The organism is Spirulina major PCC 6313 (assembly GCF_001890765.1).
In the GTDB taxonomy this organism is placed as follows: Bacteria; Cyanobacteriota; Cyanobacteriia; order Cyanobacteriales; family Spirulinaceae; genus Spirulina; species Spirulina major.
In genome coordinates, this window is record NZ_KV878783.1 from 4,635,613 (window position 1) to 4,655,530 (window position 19,918).

At 51.5% G+C, this 19,918-nt stretch carries 19 protein-coding genes; 15 read left to right on the forward strand and 4 right to left on the reverse strand.

Annotated features, from left to right (window positions below; genetic code table 11):
• Positions 1–143: 143 nt before the first annotated feature.
• Together SPI6313_RS20500 and SPI6313_RS20505 are read right to left on the reverse strand one after the other, a co-directional pair.
• Positions 144–1,103 carry a heme o synthase gene (locus SPI6313_RS20500; protein ID WP_072622662.1) on the reverse strand — a complete coding sequence of 320 codons (960 nt, stop codon included), beginning with the start codon at positions 1,101–1,103 and terminating at the stop codon, positions 144–146.
• Positions 1,104–1,191: 88 nt separating this feature from the next.
• A complete protein-coding gene (locus tag SPI6313_RS20505) occupies positions 1,192–2,112 on the reverse strand; it encodes a COX15/CtaA family protein (RefSeq protein ID WP_072622663.1) in 921 nt (306 codons plus the stop codon).
• A 792-nt stretch (positions 2,113–2,904) separates the two neighbouring features.
• Between SPI6313_RS20505 and SPI6313_RS20510 the strand changes: the two genes are divergently transcribed.
• The 5 genes from SPI6313_RS20510 to SPI6313_RS20530 all read left to right on the forward strand — a co-directional run bounded on the left by SPI6313_RS20510 (position 2,905) and on the right by SPI6313_RS20530 (position 8,903).
• Positions 2,905–4,086, forward strand: coding sequence for a radical SAM/SPASM domain-containing protein (locus SPI6313_RS20510; protein WP_139276717.1), 1,182 nt, complete (start codon positions 2,905–2,907; stop codon positions 4,084–4,086).
• A gap of 49 nt (positions 4,087–4,135) precedes the next feature.
• Positions 4,136–5,155, forward strand: a complete 1,020-nt coding sequence (locus SPI6313_RS20515; RefSeq protein ID WP_072622665.1) for a hypothetical protein — start codon at positions 4,136–4,138, stop codon at positions 5,153–5,155.
• A 17-nt stretch (positions 5,156–5,172) separates the two neighbouring features.
• Positions 5,173–5,571 (forward strand): hypothetical protein, encoded by a 399-nt coding sequence (locus SPI6313_RS20520; protein WP_072622666.1) that lies wholly within the window; start codon positions 5,173–5,175, stop codon positions 5,569–5,571.
• A gap of 294 nt (positions 5,572–5,865) precedes the next feature.
• A complete protein-coding gene (gene argZ, locus SPI6313_RS20525) occupies positions 5,866–7,977 on the forward strand; it encodes a bifunctional arginine dihydrolase/ornithine cyclodeaminase (protein WP_072622667.1) in 2,112 nt (703 codons plus the stop codon).
• A 311-nt stretch (positions 7,978–8,288) separates the two neighbouring features.
• Positions 8,289–8,903 carry a hypothetical protein gene (locus SPI6313_RS20530; RefSeq protein ID WP_072622668.1) on the forward strand — a complete coding sequence of 205 codons (615 nt, stop codon included), beginning with the start codon at positions 8,289–8,291 and terminating at the stop codon, positions 8,901–8,903.
• Between the two features lie 161 nt (positions 8,904–9,064).
• On the opposite strand, the gene SPI6313_RS20535 is transcribed toward SPI6313_RS20530, so the two are convergent.
• Positions 9,065–10,024: an NAD-dependent epimerase/dehydratase family protein gene (locus SPI6313_RS20535; protein WP_072622669.1), complete on the reverse strand. Its 960-nt coding sequence runs from the start codon at positions 10,022–10,024 to the stop codon at positions 9,065–9,067.
• Positions 10,025–10,870: 846 nt separating this feature from the next.
• On the opposite strand from SPI6313_RS20535, the gene SPI6313_RS20540 reads away from it, so the two are divergent.
• From SPI6313_RS20540 to SPI6313_RS20585, 10 genes are all read left to right on the forward strand, one after another.
• Positions 10,871–11,620, forward strand: coding sequence for an acetate and sugar kinases/Hsc70/actin family protein (locus tag SPI6313_RS20540; protein ID WP_072622670.1), 750 nt, complete (start codon positions 10,871–10,873; stop codon positions 11,618–11,620).
• A gap of 187 nt (positions 11,621–11,807) precedes the next feature.
• Entirely contained in the window at positions 11,808–12,833 is a 1,026-nt protein-coding gene (locus SPI6313_RS20545) for an IS4 family transposase (RefSeq protein ID WP_072623258.1), read from the forward strand.
• 352 nt (positions 12,834–13,185) lie between these two features.
• Positions 13,186–13,587 (forward strand): GFA family protein, encoded by a 402-nt coding sequence (locus tag SPI6313_RS20550; protein ID WP_072622671.1) that lies wholly within the window; start codon positions 13,186–13,188, stop codon positions 13,585–13,587.
• A 611-nt stretch (positions 13,588–14,198) separates the two neighbouring features.
• Positions 14,199–15,647, forward strand: coding sequence for an NAD(P)/FAD-dependent oxidoreductase (locus tag SPI6313_RS20555; protein ID WP_072623259.1), 1,449 nt, complete (start codon positions 14,199–14,201; stop codon positions 15,645–15,647).
• Positions 15,638–16,906 carry an NAD(P)/FAD-dependent oxidoreductase gene (locus tag SPI6313_RS20560; RefSeq protein WP_072622672.1) on the forward strand — a complete coding sequence of 423 codons (1,269 nt, stop codon included), beginning with the start codon at positions 15,638–15,640 and terminating at the stop codon, positions 16,904–16,906. Before SPI6313_RS20555 ends, SPI6313_RS20560 begins: the two co-directional genes overlap by 10 nt.
• A gap of 51 nt (positions 16,907–16,957) precedes the next feature.
• Positions 16,958–17,377, forward strand: a complete 420-nt coding sequence (locus tag SPI6313_RS20565) for a DUF1667 domain-containing protein (RefSeq protein WP_072622673.1) — start codon at positions 16,958–16,960, stop codon at positions 17,375–17,377.
• A gap of 154 nt (positions 17,378–17,531) precedes the next feature.
• Positions 17,532–17,816, forward strand: a complete 285-nt coding sequence (locus tag SPI6313_RS20570; RefSeq protein ID WP_072622674.1) for a hypothetical protein — start codon at positions 17,532–17,534, stop codon at positions 17,814–17,816.
• The gene (locus SPI6313_RS20575; RefSeq protein WP_072622675.1) at positions 17,813–18,115 is read left to right on the forward strand and encodes a type II toxin-antitoxin system RelE/ParE family toxin; all 303 of its coding nucleotides are present in this window, start codon (positions 17,813–17,815) and stop codon (positions 18,113–18,115) included. Before SPI6313_RS20570 ends, SPI6313_RS20575 begins: the two co-directional genes overlap by 4 nt.
• Positions 18,116–18,256: 141 nt before the next feature.
• A complete protein-coding gene (locus tag SPI6313_RS20580; protein WP_072622676.1) occupies positions 18,257–18,550 on the forward strand; it encodes a hypothetical protein in 294 nt (97 codons plus the stop codon).
• Positions 18,540–19,127 (forward strand): hypothetical protein, encoded by a 588-nt coding sequence (locus SPI6313_RS20585; RefSeq protein ID WP_072622677.1) that lies wholly within the window; start codon positions 18,540–18,542, stop codon positions 19,125–19,127. Before SPI6313_RS20580 ends, SPI6313_RS20585 begins: the two co-directional genes overlap by 11 nt.
• 96 nt (positions 19,128–19,223) lie before the next feature.
• Here SPI6313_RS20585 and SPI6313_RS20590 read toward each other — a convergent pair whose 3' ends face one another.
• Entirely contained in the window at positions 19,224–19,901 is a 678-nt protein-coding gene (locus SPI6313_RS20590) for a nitrile hydratase subunit alpha (protein ID WP_072622678.1), read from the reverse strand.
• Positions 19,902–19,918: the final 17 nt, after the last annotated feature.

Below are 19,918 nucleotides of genomic sequence, written 5' to 3' on the forward strand. Positions count from 1 at the left end.
TGGATGGGTTGAACAGCGGGTGCATTCTAGTGATGCAATCCCTCACCCAACCCTCTCCCGCAGGAAAGGGCTTTTGGCTCCTTTCGCCTGCGGGAGAGGGTTGGGGATGAGGGTGTGCCCGTTTTGGGGTAATGACGATCGCGCTAGACCACGGCGATGGTTTGGAGGAACTGCCCTAACGATGCGATCGCCTGATGGGTGAGGGGTAAACTATCAATCACCATGCCGGTACAGAGCAGCATCATATAGAGAATGGAATATTTAAATGCTGATTTGGCGAGGGGGAGATCGGAGGGGTTTTGATACAGTTGCCAAACTTTTTTGAGGAATCCAAATCCTAAGAAAGCAGCGATCGCACCATAGACAATCCCCAATTCACCCAAGGGATAGATCAACAAAAATGAGCAAGGAATCACCAGCAAGGTATAGATCAAAATCTGCTTGACGGTTTCTTCTTCCCCTGCGACGACGGGCAACATCGGCACATTCACCTGGGCGTAGTCTTCCCGAATCATCAAGGCCAAGGCCCAAAAATGCGGGGGAGTCCAGAGAAAAATCAGGGCGAACAGGAGCCAAGCGGTAAGGCTAAGATCCCCCGTGACGGCGGCCCAACCGACGAGGGGCGGAATTGCGCCCGCTGCGCCTCCGATGACAATATTTTGGGAACTATAGCGTTTGAGGACGTGGGTATAGATCACCATGTAGAAGGCGATGCCTGCCATGGCGAGGAGGGCGCTGAGGAGGTTGACGAAAACACAGAAGAGGGTGAAAGAGGCGACCCCCAGGGCGATCGCAAACACCAAGGCATGGCGGGGCTGCACTCGACCGGCGGGAATCGGACGTTTGCGCGTCCGTACCATGTCATAGTCAATATCTTGGTCATAAATGCAGTTCAGGGTTTGAGCCGACGCGGCGGCTAGGGTTCCCCCTAGGAGCGTCACCGCCAATAGCAGCGGATCAACATTTCCTTTGGCGGCGATCCACATCGCCGCAGCGGTGGTAATCAGGAGGAGGGGAATAATCCGGGGCTTGGTGAGTTGGAGGTAGCTTTTGAGTACATCACGAATGTTTTCGTGTTTCGGGGTGTAACTTGTCCCAATCATGAAGTCGTGTCCTTACGTGATAAATGTGTAGAGCGTGGGAGCTTGAATGATGCAGGGGCATCACAGCGGGGGCGATCGCCAACCTAGATTAGGGTTGGGATGCCAAATCGCGACGGGCAACGACGGTGAAAACGGTCAAAACCCCCAAGAGGGCAGCACCCACCGCTTGATGGGTGACGGTGAGGGGTTCGACTTGGAGATGGAGGCGATAGGTGGCTACGCCAATGAGGGCTTGGAGGGCGACGAGGCTACCGGCCGCGATCGCCAATTTACGCAAACTCGGATGTAAGGCCGGGGTGCGGAGTGCCATCCCAACGAGGAGCAGGGTGGCGAGGGTGGCAGGAACCACGCCGAGGAGGTGACTATTCATCACCCAGCAGCGATCGGAGCGGCTCAGGCATTGGTGCAGGGCCCATTGCGAGGCCACCAAGCCCCCCAGGAGACTTTGGCCGTAAACCAAGACCGTGGCGGTCATGCCGAGGAGCGGGAGGCGGCGGGCTGTGCCAGTGCCGTTGTGGGGCAGGAGGGCGGTTCCCATGACCAAGAGGGTGCAGAAGAGGAATAAGGCCGTGCCGAGGTGGGCGGTGACGATATCAAACCGGAGCATTTGGGTGACGGTTAATCCGCCGAGGATGCCTTGGAAGACGATCAGGAAAAGCGCAAAGCCGCTGGCCCAGGGAACCCAGCGGGGCAAGGATTGCCGCCACCACACCGACAGACCCAACAGTGCGATCGCACTTAAGCCCACCAAACCCGCGTCCAAACGATGGAACCATTCTAAAAACACTTGCAGATTCATCTGTTGGGTGGGGACGAGCTGGCCATAACACAGGGGCCAATCGGGGCAAGCCAGTCCCGCATTCATCACCCGTGTCGCACTGCCGATCGCCATCAAGAGGAAAACAGCGATCGCCATTTTCCAGATGAAACGACGGAGCCACACCTGGGGCTGCGAGCCGTCGGTCGTGGGGGTGAGGACAGAAGAGGAACGAAAAGCGGAGTCTGTCATGGGCAATGTAACAATCTGTTTACAAAAAAGGAGTTTAAACTCAGGCCATAGAGACTAGCTTAAAAACTCAGTCCAGTGCAGTTTCAGAATCCCTCAAGGTATCAGGATTAAGAGCCGTGATAATTCCCTTAAAACGGGAATTTCATGACACATCTACCATCAAAAGCAGAAATGTACCTACACTGTAACGAGCTTCTGAGGATTGAGAACAAGTTTTATGGATTTTTCAAGAAATCCTTATTTCTCCAAACGTGAGCATCGCACAATCCTAAAAAAAAGATTAAGAACCCGCTGCGGAAATCAAGATTTTTCACGGGATTTAATTAATATTTCTTGATTAAACTAGCCTTGACGTGAGCGATCGCAGCGATTTACTTCTGTTTCGCCTCTTGATGGAACAGCGAGTCAGAAGCTCGATAGAGAAGCACTGTAGTGTGAGCCTCTGGCTCACTCCTGCCCAAGTTTGCAACACGCCTGCACCATCAGATCTCAATTTTCGGGGGAGTAGCGAGATTACGGTAGAAGTAGCGAGATTACGGTAGAAGTAGCGAGATTACGGTAGGAGTAGCGAGATTACGGTAGGAGTAGCGAGATTACGGTAGGAGTAGCGAGATTACGGTAGGAGTAGCGAGATTACGGTAGGAGTAGCGAGATTACGGTAGGAGTAGCGAGATTACGGTAGGAGTAGCGAGCTAGAAGCTCGCACTACAGAGAATCAATACAGGACAGAGAAGCGATCGCACCAAGTGCTAAAACTAATGAAGACTGCTCCATCACCTGGCTTGAATGCGAATGCTTGCCCTCCTCCATCGTCTTCGCCTCCAGTGGTTTCTCCTCACCCGTAGCCTCGGCTATGGCACAGATTTCACCACAATTCTCTACAAGATCTACCTCAACCACGACAAAATCATTCATTTCCGGCGGGGCTTTCCGGTCTATTCCCTCTCGACTCCGGCGGTGTTCAGTGCTCCGGCGGCCAACTTCCTCGCCCGCGCCCTCTACCGCACGATCCAAAATAAAAACCTGCCGAACTTGATGAGTTTTGCGGTCAATGATGACTGTAACGCCGCCTGTGAGCATTGCAGTTTTTTCGAGGCAGTGGACGATCGCGCCCGTTCTCCCCTGAGTTTTGAGCAAGCCTGTGATGCGATCGCTCAAGCTCAGGATCTTGGCGTTTCGGTGCTCAACTTCGTCGGCGGTGAACCGTTGCAGCGGCGGGATTTACCGGATCTGATTCGCTCAGTGGATCGGCAACGTTCAACAACGGTGCTGTTTACGAATGGGTGGCTGTTGAGCGATCGCGCCCGTGAACTGTCCCGCGCTGGCCTCGATAGCATCTATGTCAGCCTCGACGCTGCCGACCCCGAACAGCACGATCGCATTCGCCAAACCCCCGGACTTTTTGAACGCGCGATCGCGGGTCTCAAAGTCGCGAAAAAACTCGGTTTCTCCGTCGGCATCTCCACCACCCTCACCCCCGAACGCTACGCTGCGGGCGAACTGCCCCGGATCATTGAATTGGCGAAACGGTTGGGGGTGCATGAAGTGCTGGTGTTCGACGCGCTGCCCAGTGGTCGCTATCAAGACCGGGAGGATTTAGTGAGATCCCCTCAGGGTCCCGATTGGGTCGAAGCGATGATGCGATCGGTGGCCCATTACAACCGCGATCGCACCTATCCCGGCATCGTCTTTTTCGCCCACTTCACCAGTCACCGCAGCGTCGGTTGTTCCTGTGGCACGAGTTATTTTTACCTCTCCCCCTACGGCGATGTGATGTCCTGCGACTTCAACGCCCACAGTTTTGGCAACATCACCACCGCCCCCCTCTGGCAAATTTGGGAACACCTCACCACCACCCCCGACTATTGCAGCGCCAAATGGGGCGGCTGCAAAGTGAAAGATCCGGACTGGCGCGATCGCCAATCCGAACCAACCCACCCCGCACTTCCCGCTCCCCTCCCAGGAGGGGATTAAGCCTTTCAACAGATTAGACTTTGATCCTGATTCTTATCTCTGAAATCCTATGCTCAACTCCCTAATCTTCGCCCATTGCAGCTTTGATAAAACCCCCACCACCGCCATCATCTTGTTTGAGATCGCCACCCTCATTACGACGGGAATCGCGGTCTTTTTCTTGGCAAAAATTCAGACAAAAATCGTACCGCGCTTCCTGATCATGGCCGTTGCGGTCTTACTCTTTGAACTCTTCACCTCGCCCATGTGGCTCAACCAAAAAATGGGAGTTTGGGCGTATATTTATCTCGATGTCAGTTGGATTTTAACCCTAGGCTGGACGGGGTTGATTTTAACGGTGGTGACGGTGAGCGATCGCCTCCTCCCCCACTGGAAAGAATGGCAACGATTCCCCATTTATTTGGTGATTTTAACTATTTTAGTCAGTGGTTTAGAAATGGTGGTGGTTAACTTGGGAGTTCGTGTCTATGCCCCGGAAGTTTTAGCCAGCTTAACCGGGATGTTTCTCTTCGGAGTTCCCCTCCTTGATGTCTTCTATTACACCCCTGTTTTTACAGGGTTAGTGATTAGTTTTTATAAATATTGGGGCTTTGTCTTGGATGATGAACCGTTAATTCCCAGTAAAAAACGGAAATGGTTACGGAGTATTGGTATTGCCTTTTTAGCGGTGTTTCTCTTTGAAGTGATGATTCAGCCCATGGTGGACAATAATCAATTGCCCCAATGGTCTTATGTCTTTTTTGATATTAGTGTCTTACTCACAGGCCTATGGGTGGCGGTGATTGGCATTGCGGCGGTGGTGGTGGATCGGTTCTTTTTACATTTGCCGATTGTGATGCGCTTCTTAATTGCCTTGGGGGTGACGGGTGCGATCGCACTTCCCATTGAAGCCTGGTTGATGGATCAGGGCTATCGGGTCTATGGCGAAAGTGCGACCCACAATTTTACGGGATTTGTGACCCCGATTTTTAACGCTCCGGTTGAAGTTGCCTTTGCCATTCCCTGTTACATGGCGTTAATTATTGCCTGCATTCGCTATTGGGAAACGATTTTAGATAACCGCCTTTAACCTTATCCGCTGCAATCATGAAAACGACTCCTGAAACGTCTTTTTTAAACTGTGTTTTGATAGGGTTTGCCCTGAGTTTTCTACTGCTAACGATTGTTGGGCTGTTTAACAACTTCTCGATGTTTGGCGGGCTGATCATTATTGGCGTTTCGATTGTTTGCACCTTGGGCGTGAGTTTGGTGCTGTGGGTTCCTCTCTGGTGGCTGCTTGGCTGGATTGTCTTGCGCTTGCTCAAGGCCAAAGCCGCTGCGCCTACGGTGGCAATGGTTTCAAACAATCTGCGCCCCTTAATGACCTACATTGAGCAGGCGCGATCGCGGGGCTACAGTGATGACCAAATCCAACGCCGCCTCACCCAGGAAGGCTGGAGCGAAGCCGAGGTAGAAGCTGCGTTACAGCCGACGGTTTCAGCCTGATTCGGGATTGAATTCCCGCGCCAGGGTCAGGAAGGATTGACCACAGGCTGAACCCTTCGTGATCATTTCATCACCTGAGAGATTGCTCAGGTGAGTCTTTGTCCCTTAAGATTAAAAGTTGCTTTGTTGTTGAATCTTGATCGAGTGACTTCTCGTTATTGTTGTCAACATGACCCGATCGTTGGTCTTGGGTTAGAGCTGCTCTGATCTACCGAGTGCCAACAACTGGTTTGCCCGTAGAACTGTACTTTTTACTGTTACTGCTGGGTGTATTCACCCATTCAATTAATTATTATGACTGATGCAATCCGAATTCTGATGTGTGCGCCGGATCATTACGACGTGGATTATGTGATTAATCCCTGGATGGAAGGCAATATTCATAAGTCCTCGCGCGATCGCGCCGCTGAACAGTGGCACAAGCTCTACAACGTGATTAAAGAGCATACCGCAGTGGACTTGGTGGAACCGGCCAAGGGCTGGCCCGATATGGTTTTCACCGCCAACGCGGGGTTGGTGTTGGGTAAAACGGTGGTGCTGAGCCGCTTTTTACACCCGGAACGCCAAGGGGAAGAACCCTATTTCAAAGCCTGGTTTGAAGAAAATGGCTTTACGGTGCATGAGTTGCCCTCAGATTTGCCCTTTGAAGGGGCGGGGGATGCGCTGTTTGATCGGGAAGGACGTTGGCTCTGGGCGGGCTATGGGTTCCGCACTGAATTGGATTCCCACCCGCTGATCGCTCAATGGTTGGACACAGAAGTGCTGTCGTTGCGCTTGGTGGATAGCCGCTTTTATCACCTTGATACCTGTTTTTGTCCGTTGCGCGGCGGGTATTTGCTCTACTATCCGCCGGCCTTTGATGCCTACTCTAACCATTTAATTGAGCGGCGGGTTCCGGCGGAAAAACGGATTGCGATCGCTGAACCCGATGCCGTCAACTTTGCCTGTAACGCGGTCAACCTCGAAGATATCGTGATCATGAATAACGTTAGCGAGGGGCTAAAACAACGCCTCGCTGACTGTGGCTTCACCGCCATTGAAACGCCCTTATCAGAATTTCTCAAGGCCGGCGGTGCGGCGAAATGCCTCACCCTCCGCACCACTGAACCCATCCTCGAAAACGTCCATGCGGCCGTTTCTGTGGAAACCCGCACCATCCAAATGCAAGGCCATCTCTTGGATGCAGGCACGCTCAACCGTGCCTTGGATCTGATTGTGGAACGGGGCGGCAGCTTTAAGGTGTTGAACTTTAACCTCGGCACGGAACGCCAAAGCACCTCGATGGCGGAAGTGCGGGTCTCTGCACCGGATCGCCACGTCATGGAAAATATCATGACGGACTTGATCGAACTGGGGGCGGTGGATCGTCCCAGCGAGGAGAAAGATGCAGACCTTGAAGCAGTGTTTGCGGCCGGGGTTGCGCCGGATGATTTTTATGTGACGACGATTTACCCGACGGAAGTGCGCATTAATGGGCAATGGGTGCGGGTGGAGCAACAGCGCATGGATGGTGCGATCGCCGTGCGCAAAACTGAGAACGGCATCACGGCGCATTGTAAACTGCTGCGGGATCTCACCACGGACGAAGAAGTTGTGGTCAGCGTTCACGGGATTCGCACCGTGCGCAAAGTGGATGAGCGCAAAAAACAAAACCGCACCGAAGAGTTCAGCTTCATGGGGGCGGGGGTCTCCAGTGAGCGGCGGGTGGAATTGGTCGTTGAGCAAATCGCCTGGGAACTTCGCCATATCCGCGATCAAGGTGGCAAAGTGGCCGTCACAGCGGGGCCGGTGGTGATCCATACTGGCGGCAGTCAACACTTGGCGCGGTTGGTGCGCGATGGCTATGTCCAGGCTCTGTTAGGGGGGAATGCGATCGCCGTTCACGACATCGAACAGGCCATGATGGGCACATCCCTCGGCGTGGACATGAAACAAGGCGTGCCCGTCCACGGCGGCCACCGTCACCACCTCAAAACGATCAACACCGTGCGGCGTTACGGTTCCATTGCTAAAACCGTGGAAGCCGGGGTGTTGAACCGAGGCATCATGTACGAATGTGTCAAAAATAACGTGCCCTTCTGCCTCGCGGGTTCGATCCGTGACGATGGCCCGTTGCCCGATACGGAAATGGACTTGCTCAAGGCCCAAAATGCCTATGCAGAACTGATCGAAGGCGCAGATATGATCCTGATGCTTTCGACAATGTTGCACTCGATTGGGGTGGGGAATATGACCCCGGCGGGCGTGAAAATGGTCTGCGTTGATATCAATCCGGCGGTGGTGACGAAGTTGAGCGATCGCGGTTCCGTGGAATCCGTGGGCGTGGTCACCGATGTGGGGCTGTTCCTCAGTCTCTTGGTGAAACAGTTGGATCAACTCACAACCCCCTACGCTGCTGCGGTTTAAGGGTTGGATGAATTCTGAAAATGGGAGCGAGTCGGCTCCGATTGAGGGGGGGCGATCGCAAGTCTAACCGCAAGGGTGAGGGGTGCGATCGTCCCCCATTTTGATCATCAGCAACCGTGCCCGTTACGATCTATTCATCACACCCTTCTCTAGAGAACTGAATTAAACCCTTTCTAAACATCCCTAAACACGACCGATCCGGTCTATTTTTGCAGCATAAAGCGGCAGAAAATTGTTTTCGCAGTTCTGCCCTTTTCCACTACACTGACGGGAGATAAACAATCGTTAATATTCAACACTCCCCAAAGTCTATGAAATTTTTACAATTGCGATGGGTCTTAATTTTTCTGCTCGGTTTCGGGCTGACCCTCACCGCCTGCGGAGAAGATGTCGCCGAAGAACCGAGCGACACTGAAGACACAGAAATAATCGCAGAAGAGGACACGGATACGGAAGAAATGGAAGAAGCAACCTTAGAACCCGCCCCAGAAGGGACTTTTGCTTTTACCGTTCAAGAAGTCCTATCCACCAGTTTCCCCGAACAAACAGGCTACGATGTTGAAATGGTAGCTTGTCCGGAAGCTATTGAACTCGAATCTGATCAGCCGTTTGAATGTGAAGTCCTGACCACGGCAGGATTCACCACAATTGTGGATGTGTTTCCCAATCCCGCAGCAGAAACCTTTGATTGGCTAACAAGAGGGCTGAATCTTGTCGCCATTGAAGACGCGATCGAAACTCAAATGTCAGATGCTGATATGTCTGGAATTGCAGACTGTGGTTTAGACGCAGATCCCAATCCCTATCGTGAAGTTGAAGTTGGCAGCACCTTTGATTGTATTTTTACTTCCGAAGACAGTGAAGAAACAACGATTATGGTCACCGTCAATGATGACCAAGGCAATGTAACCTTAAGCACACGGTAATTTAGTCGTAAGGCTAAGCTGTTGGCTAAATTAGATTCTTAATGAATATTCAATGGTTTAATTATGTTGGATTATTCATGAACTCAGTAGGTGTAGCGGGTGGTTTACAATCTGAATTTCATACTGTTCTGTTACGATCGCACTCCTACCCACATATTTCCCTAAGATTGGGCAATAAATTCATCAAAAATAGCCGTCAAGGGGCGAGGTTTCCAGCCTAATTGATCTTTTGCTTTTTGACCACTGACCCGCACACACCGTTCATAAACATAGTGGAGGCGTTCGCGGCTGAGAGGTGGATTCCAGCCGAAAAGATGGCCAAGGGGATCGAGGAAAAAGGTGAGGAAATATACCAGGGCTTTGGGGGCTTCTTTGGGGGTGGGGATGCCCGTTTTCGAGCCGAGGTAGGCAAACATTTCGCGGGTGGGGAGGTCGTCGGTGGAAATGATGTAATGCTCACCAGGGGGGCTTTTTTCCGCCGCGAGGAGCATGGCAGCGACGAGATCATCCACATGAACGATGCCGGTGATGCGATCGCCCCCCACCCAAAACGGTAATTTTCCCTTTAAAAACAACTGAATCACCGGCCCAAAATGCGGATCATCCACCCCAAAAATCCCCGACGGCATCACACTCACCACCGGAAACCCTGTCGCCGCCGCTTGGTTCACTAACTGCTGTGCGTCGTATTTAGTGCTGTCGTAGGCCGAGGAAAACCCCTGTTGGCGACGTTGAAACGTTTCAGTAATCGTCTCACCTTGGGTATCGCCATAGATGCCGATCGTGCTGCAATAAACCATTTTTTGCACCTGGGCAACTTGGGCAGCCGCCAGCACATTCCGCGTCCCCTCCACATTCACCCGCGCCATCCGTTCCCCATCCACAATCCCCAAATCTACATAGGCCGCCGTATGAAACAGCCAATCTACCCCCACCATCGCCCCGTCCAGACTGGCGCGATCGCTCACATCGCCATAGGCCAGTTGCACGGGTAAACCGGAGATGCGATCGCAATTACTCGTCTTCCGCACCAGCCCCACCACCTCAAACCCACCCTCGATCAACGCCCGCACCAAATGCGACCCCGTGAACCCATTCGCCCCCGTCACCAATGCTTTCATCGCAAATCCTTACAAATCAATTTCCGCCTATTGTGCCACAGGTCTCCGCCCAACCTGCCTCAACCCCCTAGAATTCTCGCGCCTCACTCCCTAACGAAGGAGAACAATATCCAAGAGCAATCCCCCCTCAAACTTATCCAGTCGCTTTTAATTCAGCAGAACTAACCAATCCCTACAAAATACGAATACAGGAACTATACAGAAATTTTCCGTATAACATTCCCATAGATATGTTATGCAGATAAAATCCGTATATAGCAATCCTATTTGATTCATGAACAGGCAAGGGGCTTAAGCCCCTTGTCGGCGGGGATGATAGATTGACGATTGATTGAGGATCGCTATAGGGATGATGGGATGGAAAAAGTTCGTATAATTTGTGGTTATGTGTACTTTATCTGCAAGCCGTAGAGGGGATTCTGATGACCGATCATTTCGGTTCTTGTCTGTGTGGCACTGTGAGATTTGAGGTACAAGGCAACTTCGACAGCTATGCAAATCGCTGGGTTACGCCAACAGGTTGATCCGCATTGGCATCGCGGCATTAGCTACCTCAAGATGGGGGTGCGGTAGCTTCGCGGTGTTCTCCATAAAGAACGGCAACGTCTGCCTTTGCTCCCGCTGCTTCCCAAAGATCCTGAACCTTGTTTTGCCTCGCATTTGGTTTACTCGAATTCGTTCCCTATCCTGTAAGCCTTGAGCTATCTGTCACTCACTAAGATGTGTCAGGCAGCCAGGCCTGCTCCTCTCGCGCTCGGTTCATGAAATCTTTCTATTTTTCGAGGTGTCCGGTATAATATAAAGGAAAAATCATTCTTTCTTGTCTTTTCTTGGAGTAGGACAAAAATGCCTAATATTGTTATCGATTTAAGTTCCGGTGATATGCTTGAAGCCGGATTTGTGGGAGAAGATCAGCAGCGTACTGCCATTAAACGTTCTTCCCCTGGACTAAAAATCTCTGACATGACAGCTTTTGAGAATGATCTAAATCAGGTATTTTCTGCGCTAGGGGTTCGTTCTCAGGACTGTAAAGTACTCCTTTCACAATCCGCCGCTTACCCCTATTTTTCCCAACGAGAAGCGATTGTTAGCTTACTCTTTGACAAGTTTGGGATTCAGGGTGCTTGGGTTATGACAGATGCTTTGTTGGGGTTATTTGCCACAGGTAGCTCAACAGGAGTAGCAACAATTTGTAATAGTAATGAAACGCTCATTGTTCCTTATTATTCAGGTATGTTGTCTAGTTTTGGTGCTAACCGCATGGCTCCCAATGTGAGTGCCGCTGATGCTGGTGAGTTCTTGTTTAATTCTGTGATGAAGTGTGATTTTGATATTCGTGCAGAGCTATACAATCGAGTTATTTTGATGGGAGATAACGTTCCCTCTGAAGCTGTTGCCAAGGATTGGGAAAATCAGTTGCGGAAACTTGCTCCCCGCGATGTCACTGTCAAAATGACTATTCCTGATAATTATCAAAACTTAATTTGGCAGGGGGGGTCTTTAGCGGCGGCACATCCTTCTATGGCTGATCTCTTATTCACTATGGCTGAGTATCAAGCCTATGGAGTGACTGCTGTACATAGAAAGACACTTTAAGAAGATATTTTCACAGCTCCTTTGTTCCTACGGTTAAGAAGTTTTTTTGGATGAAGCAACTGGGTAGGGCATCTCGAACAAAAGATTCTCTTAAGACAGAAGTGTTGAATGCCAGAAGAAAAACAAAAAAAGAAGCTCTCAATTTAGTAAAATGAGAGCTTGTAAATCCAATAAAAAAGTTAGAACCATTTTATCTAATTTCCCTGCAATCGTCAAAAAACATCTCGGAAAACTGCCGCAAGATGATTATCCAGTCCTCGATACGCAAACTTTTGTATCAACATGGTTATCCTTTGCCATGGATCAGAGCGTAACTAGTATGAGAGACCTATTCAAAAGGTTGAACAACCGAGGAATAGGGATGGATATATCTACGTTTTCCAAAGCGAGTAAGTTGAGAGAAAAAAAGATATTCATCGACTTGTATGAAGACCTGAAGAAAGAGCAAAAAAAGCAGAAAGGGAGCAACCTAAAACGGTTGACAATGTTTCCCCTAGACTCAACGATTGTCGCCTTAACCAGTAAGCTACTCTGGGAGGAAGGATGGCATCAAGTCAAGCTCTTCAGTGGCATAGATTTGTTCACAGGAATACCAGAAGGGGTATTGATCCACTTGGGTTTGGGTCAAGGTCATGATAGTAAATACGGAGAGGAAACCATAGCAGCAACGCCGGAGAATGGAGTTGCCGTCATGGATAGGGGGTTTTGCCGTTTGTCTAGAATCCAGGAACTGAAAAAACAAGAGGACAAGTACTTTATCGTCAGAATAAAGAACAATATCAAGTTAGAGATGCGGGAGAATGGGAACTATAGGGTGGGAACAGGAGAAGAGCAAGTAGAAGCGAGAGTAGTGATATTCAGTGACAGAGAAGCAAAGACAGAATTCAGACTTGCAACAAATATTCCAATAATGGAAAAACGGAGAGCAAGTAATGAAGAGATTGCAGATTTCTATCGATTACGTTGGCAGATAGAGTTGCTATGGAAGTTTCTAAAAATGCATCTAAAGCTGTCTCACTTAATCACAAAAAACAAGAATGGCATCGAGATACAAATATATAGTTGTTTAATAGGATATCTGATACTGCAATTGACTGAAATCCCAAAAGAAGCGGGAAAGAGTTTGTTAGATAAGCTACGCTATTTGCAAGCGTTCATGTGTGAGCAAATCAGTTATGTACATTGGTTTAGAAAGTTAATTCCACGATGTTGATTTTGGCTTTTCATAGGATTAGTGTGTCCAAATTCAACTAGAACAAACGTAAGGATTCAGGTACTTGAAACGCAGTCACAGCAAGGCTTTCAAAATCGAGGTGAGTTCTAAACTAACAGTTCATTCTCAATAATTACGCAAGACTAGGGGTTACAGCCTTATTTATTGAGAATAACAAAATAGCTCAAAATAGCTGAAACCCATACTGAGCAGTGCTTACAGCCAAATCCTCATGACCTGAATGCTTACGAACAAACAAACCATTCAACACTTCTGGGGATGATGGTATGGAAAAAGTTCATATAATTTGTGGTTATGTGTACTTTATCTGCAAGCCGTAGAGGGGATTCTGATGACCGATCATTTCGGTTCTTGCCTGTGTGGCACTGTGAGATTTGAGGTACAAGGCAACTTCGACAGCTTTTATCTTTGTCATTGCAGACATTGTCAAAAGGATACAGGCTCTGCTCATGCAGCAAATTTATTTGCGCAGTCAGCCAAATTGACCTGGCTGGCGGGTGCTGACGCGGTGAACTCCTTTACACTTCCGGATACTAGTCACAACAAAAGCTTTTGTAAACTGTGTGGTTCAGCATTGCCAAGCATTCAGCTTGCAGGTTTGCTGGTTGTTCCGGCCGGGTGTTTAGATACTGAAGTTTCTATGTTACCAACAGCACATATTTTTACATCCAGCAAAGCCCCTTGGGATGGGGTATTTGGGGAAGTGCCAACGTTTGAGAAGCTGCCAGAGTGAGCGACAAACACATCACCCATGACCGTGAGAAAGTTGGAAGTATTTCAGCTTGTATTTTGCATGTCTATAGCAATCCTATTTGATTCATGAACAGGCAAGGGGCTTAAGCTCCTTGTTGATGAGGAGATAAGATTTCCGATTGATTGAGGATTGCTATATTGGGTCATCAGTTAGCGCTAAAAATGTATCTGCTCTAGAACACATAAGTCCAATATTTACCGGATAAATTCCTGGAAACGCACCAAGATTTTAGACTTTAAGCAAGTGATTGTAGTCTAAAAACGACCGTGCACACTGACCGCCGAAAGTTGATCGGTTATGGTGCAACGATAATCTGCGGCGGGTAATTGGAACTGTTTAAAAAAACGATCGCACCTCCTCCCGTCCTCCACCACGCCAAGCCGGGGGGCGGGAGTATGAACAAATACGACAGAATGTAGCGTTTTTCAGCATTTTTTGGAGTTCAGCCTCATCTCGCTAGGGTCGGCCCGCCTGGCTTCCTATACTGAAACTAGACCCAACCCTGGCGGTACAGTGAAGAGAGCAACCAACGCCGAACAGAAGAGCCGCTTATGTTTGGGTCATTTGCACACCATCGAAAGGCCAAAATCATGATTTACGATGTTGCCATCATTGGCGGCGGTGTGGTCGGTTGTGCCCTAGCGCGGGAATTGATGCGCTACGCCCTGAATGTTGTTTTGATCGAGAAAGAGATCGAGGTGGGTTTTGGGGTCAGTAAGGCGAATAGCGGCATTATCCACGGCGGTCATCACGGCGATCCGAACACTCTGAAGGGCAAGCTGGAATGGGAGGGGAATCAACTGTGGGATACGCTTTACGACGACTTGGGCTTTGGGTTTAAGCGCATTGGCGAAATTACCGTGGCTATGGCCGAAGACCAACGGGCGACGCTGTACCAACTCAAGGCCCAAGGCGAAGCGAAGGGCGTGCCGGGGTTGGAATTGTGGGAGCGCGATCGCCTCCTCACTGAAGAACCTCACCTCTCGGATCAAGTGGTGGCGGGACTCTATGCCCCCACCACAGGCGTGGTCAACCCTTATGAGGCCTGTTTTAACCTGATCGAAAATGCGGTACAGAACGGCCTCCAACTGCGCACCAATACCCCTGTAACGGGTCTCACCCGCAGCGATGACCATTGGCAGATTCACACGCCCGGCGATGCGATCGCGGCGAAATTTGTGCTCAATGCGGCGGGTCTGTTTGCCGATGAGATTGCGGCGATGGCAGGTGTGGGGAGCTTTAAGATTACGCCGCGTAAGGGTGAGGAATATTTGCTGGATAAGCGTTTGAAGGGGTTTATTCAACGGGTGATTTTTCCCTGTCCCACGCCGGTTTCTAAAGGAATTTTGGTGATTCCCACCTATGACGGGACACTGATGGTGGGGCCGACGGCGACCTTAATTGAGGATAAAACCGACCTGACGACAACGGCGGTCGGTGGGGCGCAGGTGTTTTCCCAGGTGACGCAGGTGGTGCCGGGCATTAGTGCGCGGGATTGTATTGCGGAGTTTGCGGGGTTGCGGCCGGTGGCGGATGGGGAAGATTTTATGATTGGCCCCACGAGTCAGCCGGGGTTGATTAATGTGGCGGGGATTCAGTCGCCGGGCTTGACGGCGGCTCCGGCGATCGCCAATTTAGTGTTAGACCTGCTCCGGGATGAGGGCTTATCCCTGAATCCTAAAGATGACTTTAATCCGGCGATCGCGAAACCGATCCATTTCATGAGCCTCGACTATGGCGCACAACAGGCGTTAGTGGAGCGCGATCGCCGCTATGGCCGCATGGTCTGCCGCTGCGAACTGATCACCGAAGGGGAAATCGCCGATGCGATCGCACGCGGGGCGAGAACTCTCGACGGGATTAAATTCCGCACCCGCGCCGGGATGGGCCGCTGTCAAGGTGGCTTCTGTTCCGGTCGCTGTATGGAACTGATCCACCAGATGACGGACATTCCCATCACCGAAATCACGAAGCGCGGCGGCGATTCTTGGCTGGTCTGCGATCGCGTTGAAGTAGCGGAGGTATCCCCATGCTCATGACTCAACAACGGCCCCTAGAGGATCAATACGATGTCATTGTCGTCGGTGGCGGCCCGGCGGGGATGTCGGCGGCTTTGGGTGCGAAAGCAGCCGGAGCCGATCGCATCCTCATCGTTGACCGTGAAAAAGAACCCGGCGGCATTTTGCTGCAATGCATCCATCCGGGCTTCGGCCTGCAACAGTTCAAAGCCGAACTCACGGGCCCCGAATATGCCCAGCGCGTCCACGAACAAGTCCAAGCCGCCGACATTCAGATCGCCTCTGATACCTATGTCCTCGACATCACGCCCGATAAACAGGTGCAAGTGATGTCCGGCAGCGAGGGCATGAAGTTAATCCAAACCAAAGCGGCAGTGCTGGCCATGGGCGCACGGGAACGGACGCGGGGCGCGATTCGTACCCCCGGACGGCGGCCCGCTGGGGTGTTAACGGCGGGGTTAGCGCAAAAGTTCGTTAATTTGATGGGCGTATTGCCGGGCCATCGGGCGGTGATCCTCGGTTCGGGGGATATCGGCTTGATTATGGCGCGGCGGCTCACCCTCGAAGGGGTGGACGTGGCGGGGGTGTTTGAAATTATGCCCTATGCCAATGGGTTAAACCGGAATATTGTCCAATGTTTGCAGGATTTTGAGATTCCGCTGCATTTACAGACGACGGTGGTGGATATTCAGGGGCGCGATCGCCTCGAACGAGTCACCGTCGCCCCCGTGGATAACCATTTTCAACCCGACCTCAGCCGCAGTTGGGATATTGACTGCGACACACTGCTGCTCTCCATTGGGTTAATCCCGGAAAATGAACTATCGCGCCAATTAAACATCCGCATCGATCCCGTTACCAATGGCCCGGTGGTGGATAGCCGCATGGAAACTTCACGGGATGGGATTTTTGTCTGTGGGAATGTGGTGCATATTCATGATTTAGTGGATTTTGTCAGTGCCGAAGCGAGTTTGACGGGGCGCAATGCGGGGCTGTATGTGACGGGCCAACTGCCGCCACCGGATAATATTCGCCTTGTTCCGGGGGATAACGTCGGGTATTGCGTCCCGCAGACGATATCGAGCGATCGCGACCATACCGTGTATTTGCGATCGCGCCAACCGATCGAAAACTGCACCCTCCGCCTTGGGGATGTCTACGAGAAAACACTCCGGTACGTGTTCCCCGCTGAGATGATCAATCTCAAGGTCAAACCCCGCTTCCTCCAAAACTTCCAGGGCGATTCCCTCCGCATCGACCTCTTACCGGCCGACGGTTAACCCTATATCCCAATTATCAGGAGCAGCTTCAGCCTGCCCAAGGAGACCCCAATGACCTCCCGTGCTACTGAACATGATGACACCTTGAGCCATTACCTCTGCATCGGCTGTCCCATGGGCTGCCGCTTAGAAGTGGAGACCGAACCCGATCACCCCAGCGAAATCGTCGAAGTGCGCGGTTTTTCCTGCCGACGCGGGGAACAATACGCCCACCAAGAACACGTTGAACCCCGCCGCATGGTAACCACCACCGTGAAAATTAATAACGGCACCTGGGCACGTGTCCCCGTGAAAACCCTCGAACCCATCCCCAAAGGCCAGGTGAAAGACCTCTGTATTGCCCTGCGTCAAGTTTGCTTGACGGCCCCAGTGGAGCGGGGGGCGGTGGTGTTGGCCGATGCCCTGGGGACGGGGGTGGATGTGGTCACGTCGCGATCGATGGCTGCCACTCGTCAGGCGATCGCAGTTTAACCAAAACGCTGGGATTCAAGCCCTCACCTTCCGTGTTAATACACCATCTACGACTCCCCTAGTTGATGAAGCTTGAATCCCACACCCCTCTAACCGCTCGTCATTCCGTCGATACAATAGAGTGAACTAATCCTCAATCTGTAGTGATGCGCTCATGCAAGTAACTCTCAATCCCATCCAAACGGAAATCCTCGAAACGTTAGTTCAACAAGGACAATATCCATCCTTAGAAATGGCCTTAAATGCTGCGTTATTAGGGCTATTAGATGACGTGCCGGGGGGAGCAGACTCGCCGCAGTATGCCGCGTGGGTTGAGCAGACTCGCCAACAAATCAATACAGCACGAGCACAAATCGCAGCCGGAGAGGTACAGACCGTGGATCAAGTGTTGGCAGAATTACGTGCTAAGGTGCAGCGGGCAAAGGATTCGACTCCATGAAACGGTTGATTATTGCGCAGGAGGCCAGTCGAGACTTAGCCGCAATTTCTGATTATTTTTTGGACAAAAGTGTGGATGCAGGGGAGCGTTTTGTCGAAAAGTTTGGTCAGAAATGTCAGTATTTAGCTCAATTTCCCTACCTTGGTAAATCCTATACTTTCATTGACCCGGATTTACGAGGAATCTCAATGCTGGGATATATCATTTTCTATCAAATTGTGGATGAAGGGATTGAAATTTTGCGGGTTGTGAGTGGATATCGAGATGTTGAGCAGGTCTTTCGCGATTCGGAATTTTGACGGCTCCGGTGGAACAGGGACGGGGGTGGATGTGGTCACGTCGCGATCGATGGCTGCCACTCGTCAGGCGATCGCAGTTTGACGGCTCACCCGTTCCCTGCGGTATGGTTGAAACATTACCTTGGGGTTGTAAAAGACGCGATGGATAGTTCTGAACCAGCAACATCGACCACGCCGGATCAGCCGCGCCAATATACGGTGTGGTCGGATTTGCGGGCGATGCGGCTCTTGGCAGAGTTGCAAAAAGATGTGCAGCAACTCCAGGCCGCCCAAGCCCGATGGCAATTTTTGGTCATGGTGGGGTTGGTGGTGTTGGCGGGGGGATTAGTGGCGATCGCATCTGTCCTCACATTGGCCTACAGCGACATTCAGAACCTCAAATCCCCGGCATCTGAACCCCAATCTGCTCTATCTTCTGAGAGTTATGACGGCTGATTCTCAACCGAGTCCCCTTGTTCATCAACCCCGTGCTGAGGCTGAAACCCTGCCCCTCAGCACCGAAGCCCTGGCCCAGGAAATTCTAGAACTCAAACTCGAAATTCTCTCGGCTTCGGATCAACAGGCGGAACGGATGGCGCGGGTGCGATCGCAAGTCCGCTGGTTAATCATTGCCCTGCTGGTGACGATCTTCGGGGGCGGCGGATTGTTCGCCTTCCTCACCTGGCAACAACATCGCCAAATCACCACCCTCCAACAGGATTGGCAAGTCCTCGTCGCCAGTCGCCAAGACCTCGCCACCCTCCAAGGCGAACTCGACGACCTCCAAAGCAGCCTCCCCACCGACCTCGCCGCCAATTGGAACGACCTCCAAGCCCAAACCGCCGACCTCGAAACCCAACTCGACCGCCTCGAAACTGCCCAAACCAGCCAAGGCGAAACCGTCACCGAACTCACCGCCCTGATGGACAATCGCCAAGCTGCGATCGCAGCCCTCACCCAAGCCCTCACCGCCCTCGTCGATCCGCCCCAACCTGAACCGACCCCAGACCCCCCAACCGATGCAGAATCGTGAGGCTCATCCTCAATCTGTGGTGAAGCGATGTCCCGCATCGATGCGTTTACGACTGCACTCACGCGGTTCAACTCATCTCGCAGGGGTCAGACCCGCTCAGGGGGTTTGAGCCAATGCCACGCCGATCATACTGTCACGGGTCACGAGGGGGATTAACGCCTCTTCCGCCCAGCCGTCCGTGCCATCGGGTCGCACCGGAATCACCAAATAGCGTGTATCCGCCGTGCTATCCATGACGCGCACCTCAATGTCATCGGCCAGCAGAGTGCCAAATTCTTCCTCTAGCACGCCCCGTGGATCGATCACCACCCGCTGACGATAGGCGGTGCTTTTGTACCAAGACGGTGGATGATAGCCCAGAATCGCCCTGGGATAACAGGAGCAGAGGGTGCAGACAACGACATGATGCACCGATGGCGTATTTTCCACCACCTCAAGACGGTTAATTTCCACCGTGTCAATATCCATTTCGTGACACGCCGCTTTGCCATCCGCCAGCAGCCGCGCTTTGAACGGAGGGTCAACCCAGGCACGGGCGACTAAACGCGCCCCCAACATGGGGGTGACAGAATCTTGGCGCTCGATTTCCTGCCTGACCTCCGCTGCTGTAAAGTAGCCCTTTGCTTCGAGCAGCTTTTGAATCACGGCTGTTCGTTGTGTCCAATAGGCTTCATCGTCATTAACGGGAGCATGATCATGGTCATGGTCATGGTCATCGAGAGGCTCTACATCGTTGGAGAAGGGAAACTGATTCTGGGCTTGTGGGTTCGGCATCGGTCAGATTGTCCTCA

What these genes read in the sequence shown, in the direction of transcription:
- SPI6313_RS20570 (WP_072622674.1), top strand. Translation starts at nt 17,532, where the DNA reads ATGCAAGTAACTCTCAATCCCATCCAAACGGAAATCCTCGAAACGTTA.
- SPI6313_RS20510 (WP_139276717.1), top strand. Translation starts at nt 2,905, where the DNA reads ATGCTTGCCCTCCTCCATCGTCTTCGCCTCCAGTGGTTTCTCCTCACC.
- SPI6313_RS20505 (WP_072622663.1), bottom strand. Translation starts at nt 2,112, where the DNA reads ATGACAGACTCCGCTTTTCGTTCCTCTTCTGTCCTCACCCCCACGACC.
- SPI6313_RS20515 (WP_072622665.1), top strand. Translation starts at nt 4,136, where the DNA reads ATGCTCAACTCCCTAATCTTCGCCCATTGCAGCTTTGATAAAACCCCC.
- SPI6313_RS20555 (WP_072623259.1), top strand. Translation starts at nt 14,199, where the DNA reads ATGATTTACGATGTTGCCATCATTGGCGGCGGTGTGGTCGGTTGTGCC.
- SPI6313_RS20530 (WP_072622668.1), top strand. Translation starts at nt 8,289, where the DNA reads ATGAAATTTTTACAATTGCGATGGGTCTTAATTTTTCTGCTCGGTTTC.
- SPI6313_RS20585 (WP_072622677.1), top strand. Translation starts at nt 18,540, where the DNA reads ATGACGGCTGATTCTCAACCGAGTCCCCTTGTTCATCAACCCCGTGCT.
- SPI6313_RS20520 (WP_072622666.1), top strand. Translation starts at nt 5,173, where the DNA reads ATGAAAACGACTCCTGAAACGTCTTTTTTAAACTGTGTTTTGATAGGG.
- SPI6313_RS20535 (WP_072622669.1), bottom strand. Translation starts at nt 10,024, where the DNA reads ATGAAAGCATTGGTGACGGGGGCGAATGGGTTCACGGGGTCGCATTTG.
- SPI6313_RS20565 (WP_072622673.1), top strand. Translation starts at nt 16,958, where the DNA reads ATGACCTCCCGTGCTACTGAACATGATGACACCTTGAGCCATTACCTC.
- SPI6313_RS20590 (WP_072622678.1), bottom strand. Translation starts at nt 19,901, where the DNA reads ATGCCGAACCCACAAGCCCAGAATCAGTTTCCCTTCTCCAACGATGTA.
- argZ (WP_072622667.1), top strand. Translation starts at nt 5,866, where the DNA reads ATGACTGATGCAATCCGAATTCTGATGTGTGCGCCGGATCATTACGAC.
- SPI6313_RS20560 (WP_072622672.1), top strand. Translation starts at nt 15,638, where the DNA reads ATGCTCATGACTCAACAACGGCCCCTAGAGGATCAATACGATGTCATT.
- SPI6313_RS20580 (WP_072622676.1), top strand. Translation starts at nt 18,257, where the DNA reads ATGGATAGTTCTGAACCAGCAACATCGACCACGCCGGATCAGCCGCGC.
- SPI6313_RS20540 (WP_072622670.1), top strand. Translation starts at nt 10,871, where the DNA reads ATGCCTAATATTGTTATCGATTTAAGTTCCGGTGATATGCTTGAAGCC.
- SPI6313_RS20500 (WP_072622662.1), bottom strand. Translation starts at nt 1,103, where the DNA reads ATGATTGGGACAAGTTACACCCCGAAACACGAAAACATTCGTGATGTA.
- SPI6313_RS20575 (WP_072622675.1), top strand. Translation starts at nt 17,813, where the DNA reads ATGAAACGGTTGATTATTGCGCAGGAGGCCAGTCGAGACTTAGCCGCA.
- SPI6313_RS20550 (WP_072622671.1), top strand. Translation starts at nt 13,186, where the DNA reads ATGACCGATCATTTCGGTTCTTGCCTGTGTGGCACTGTGAGATTTGAG.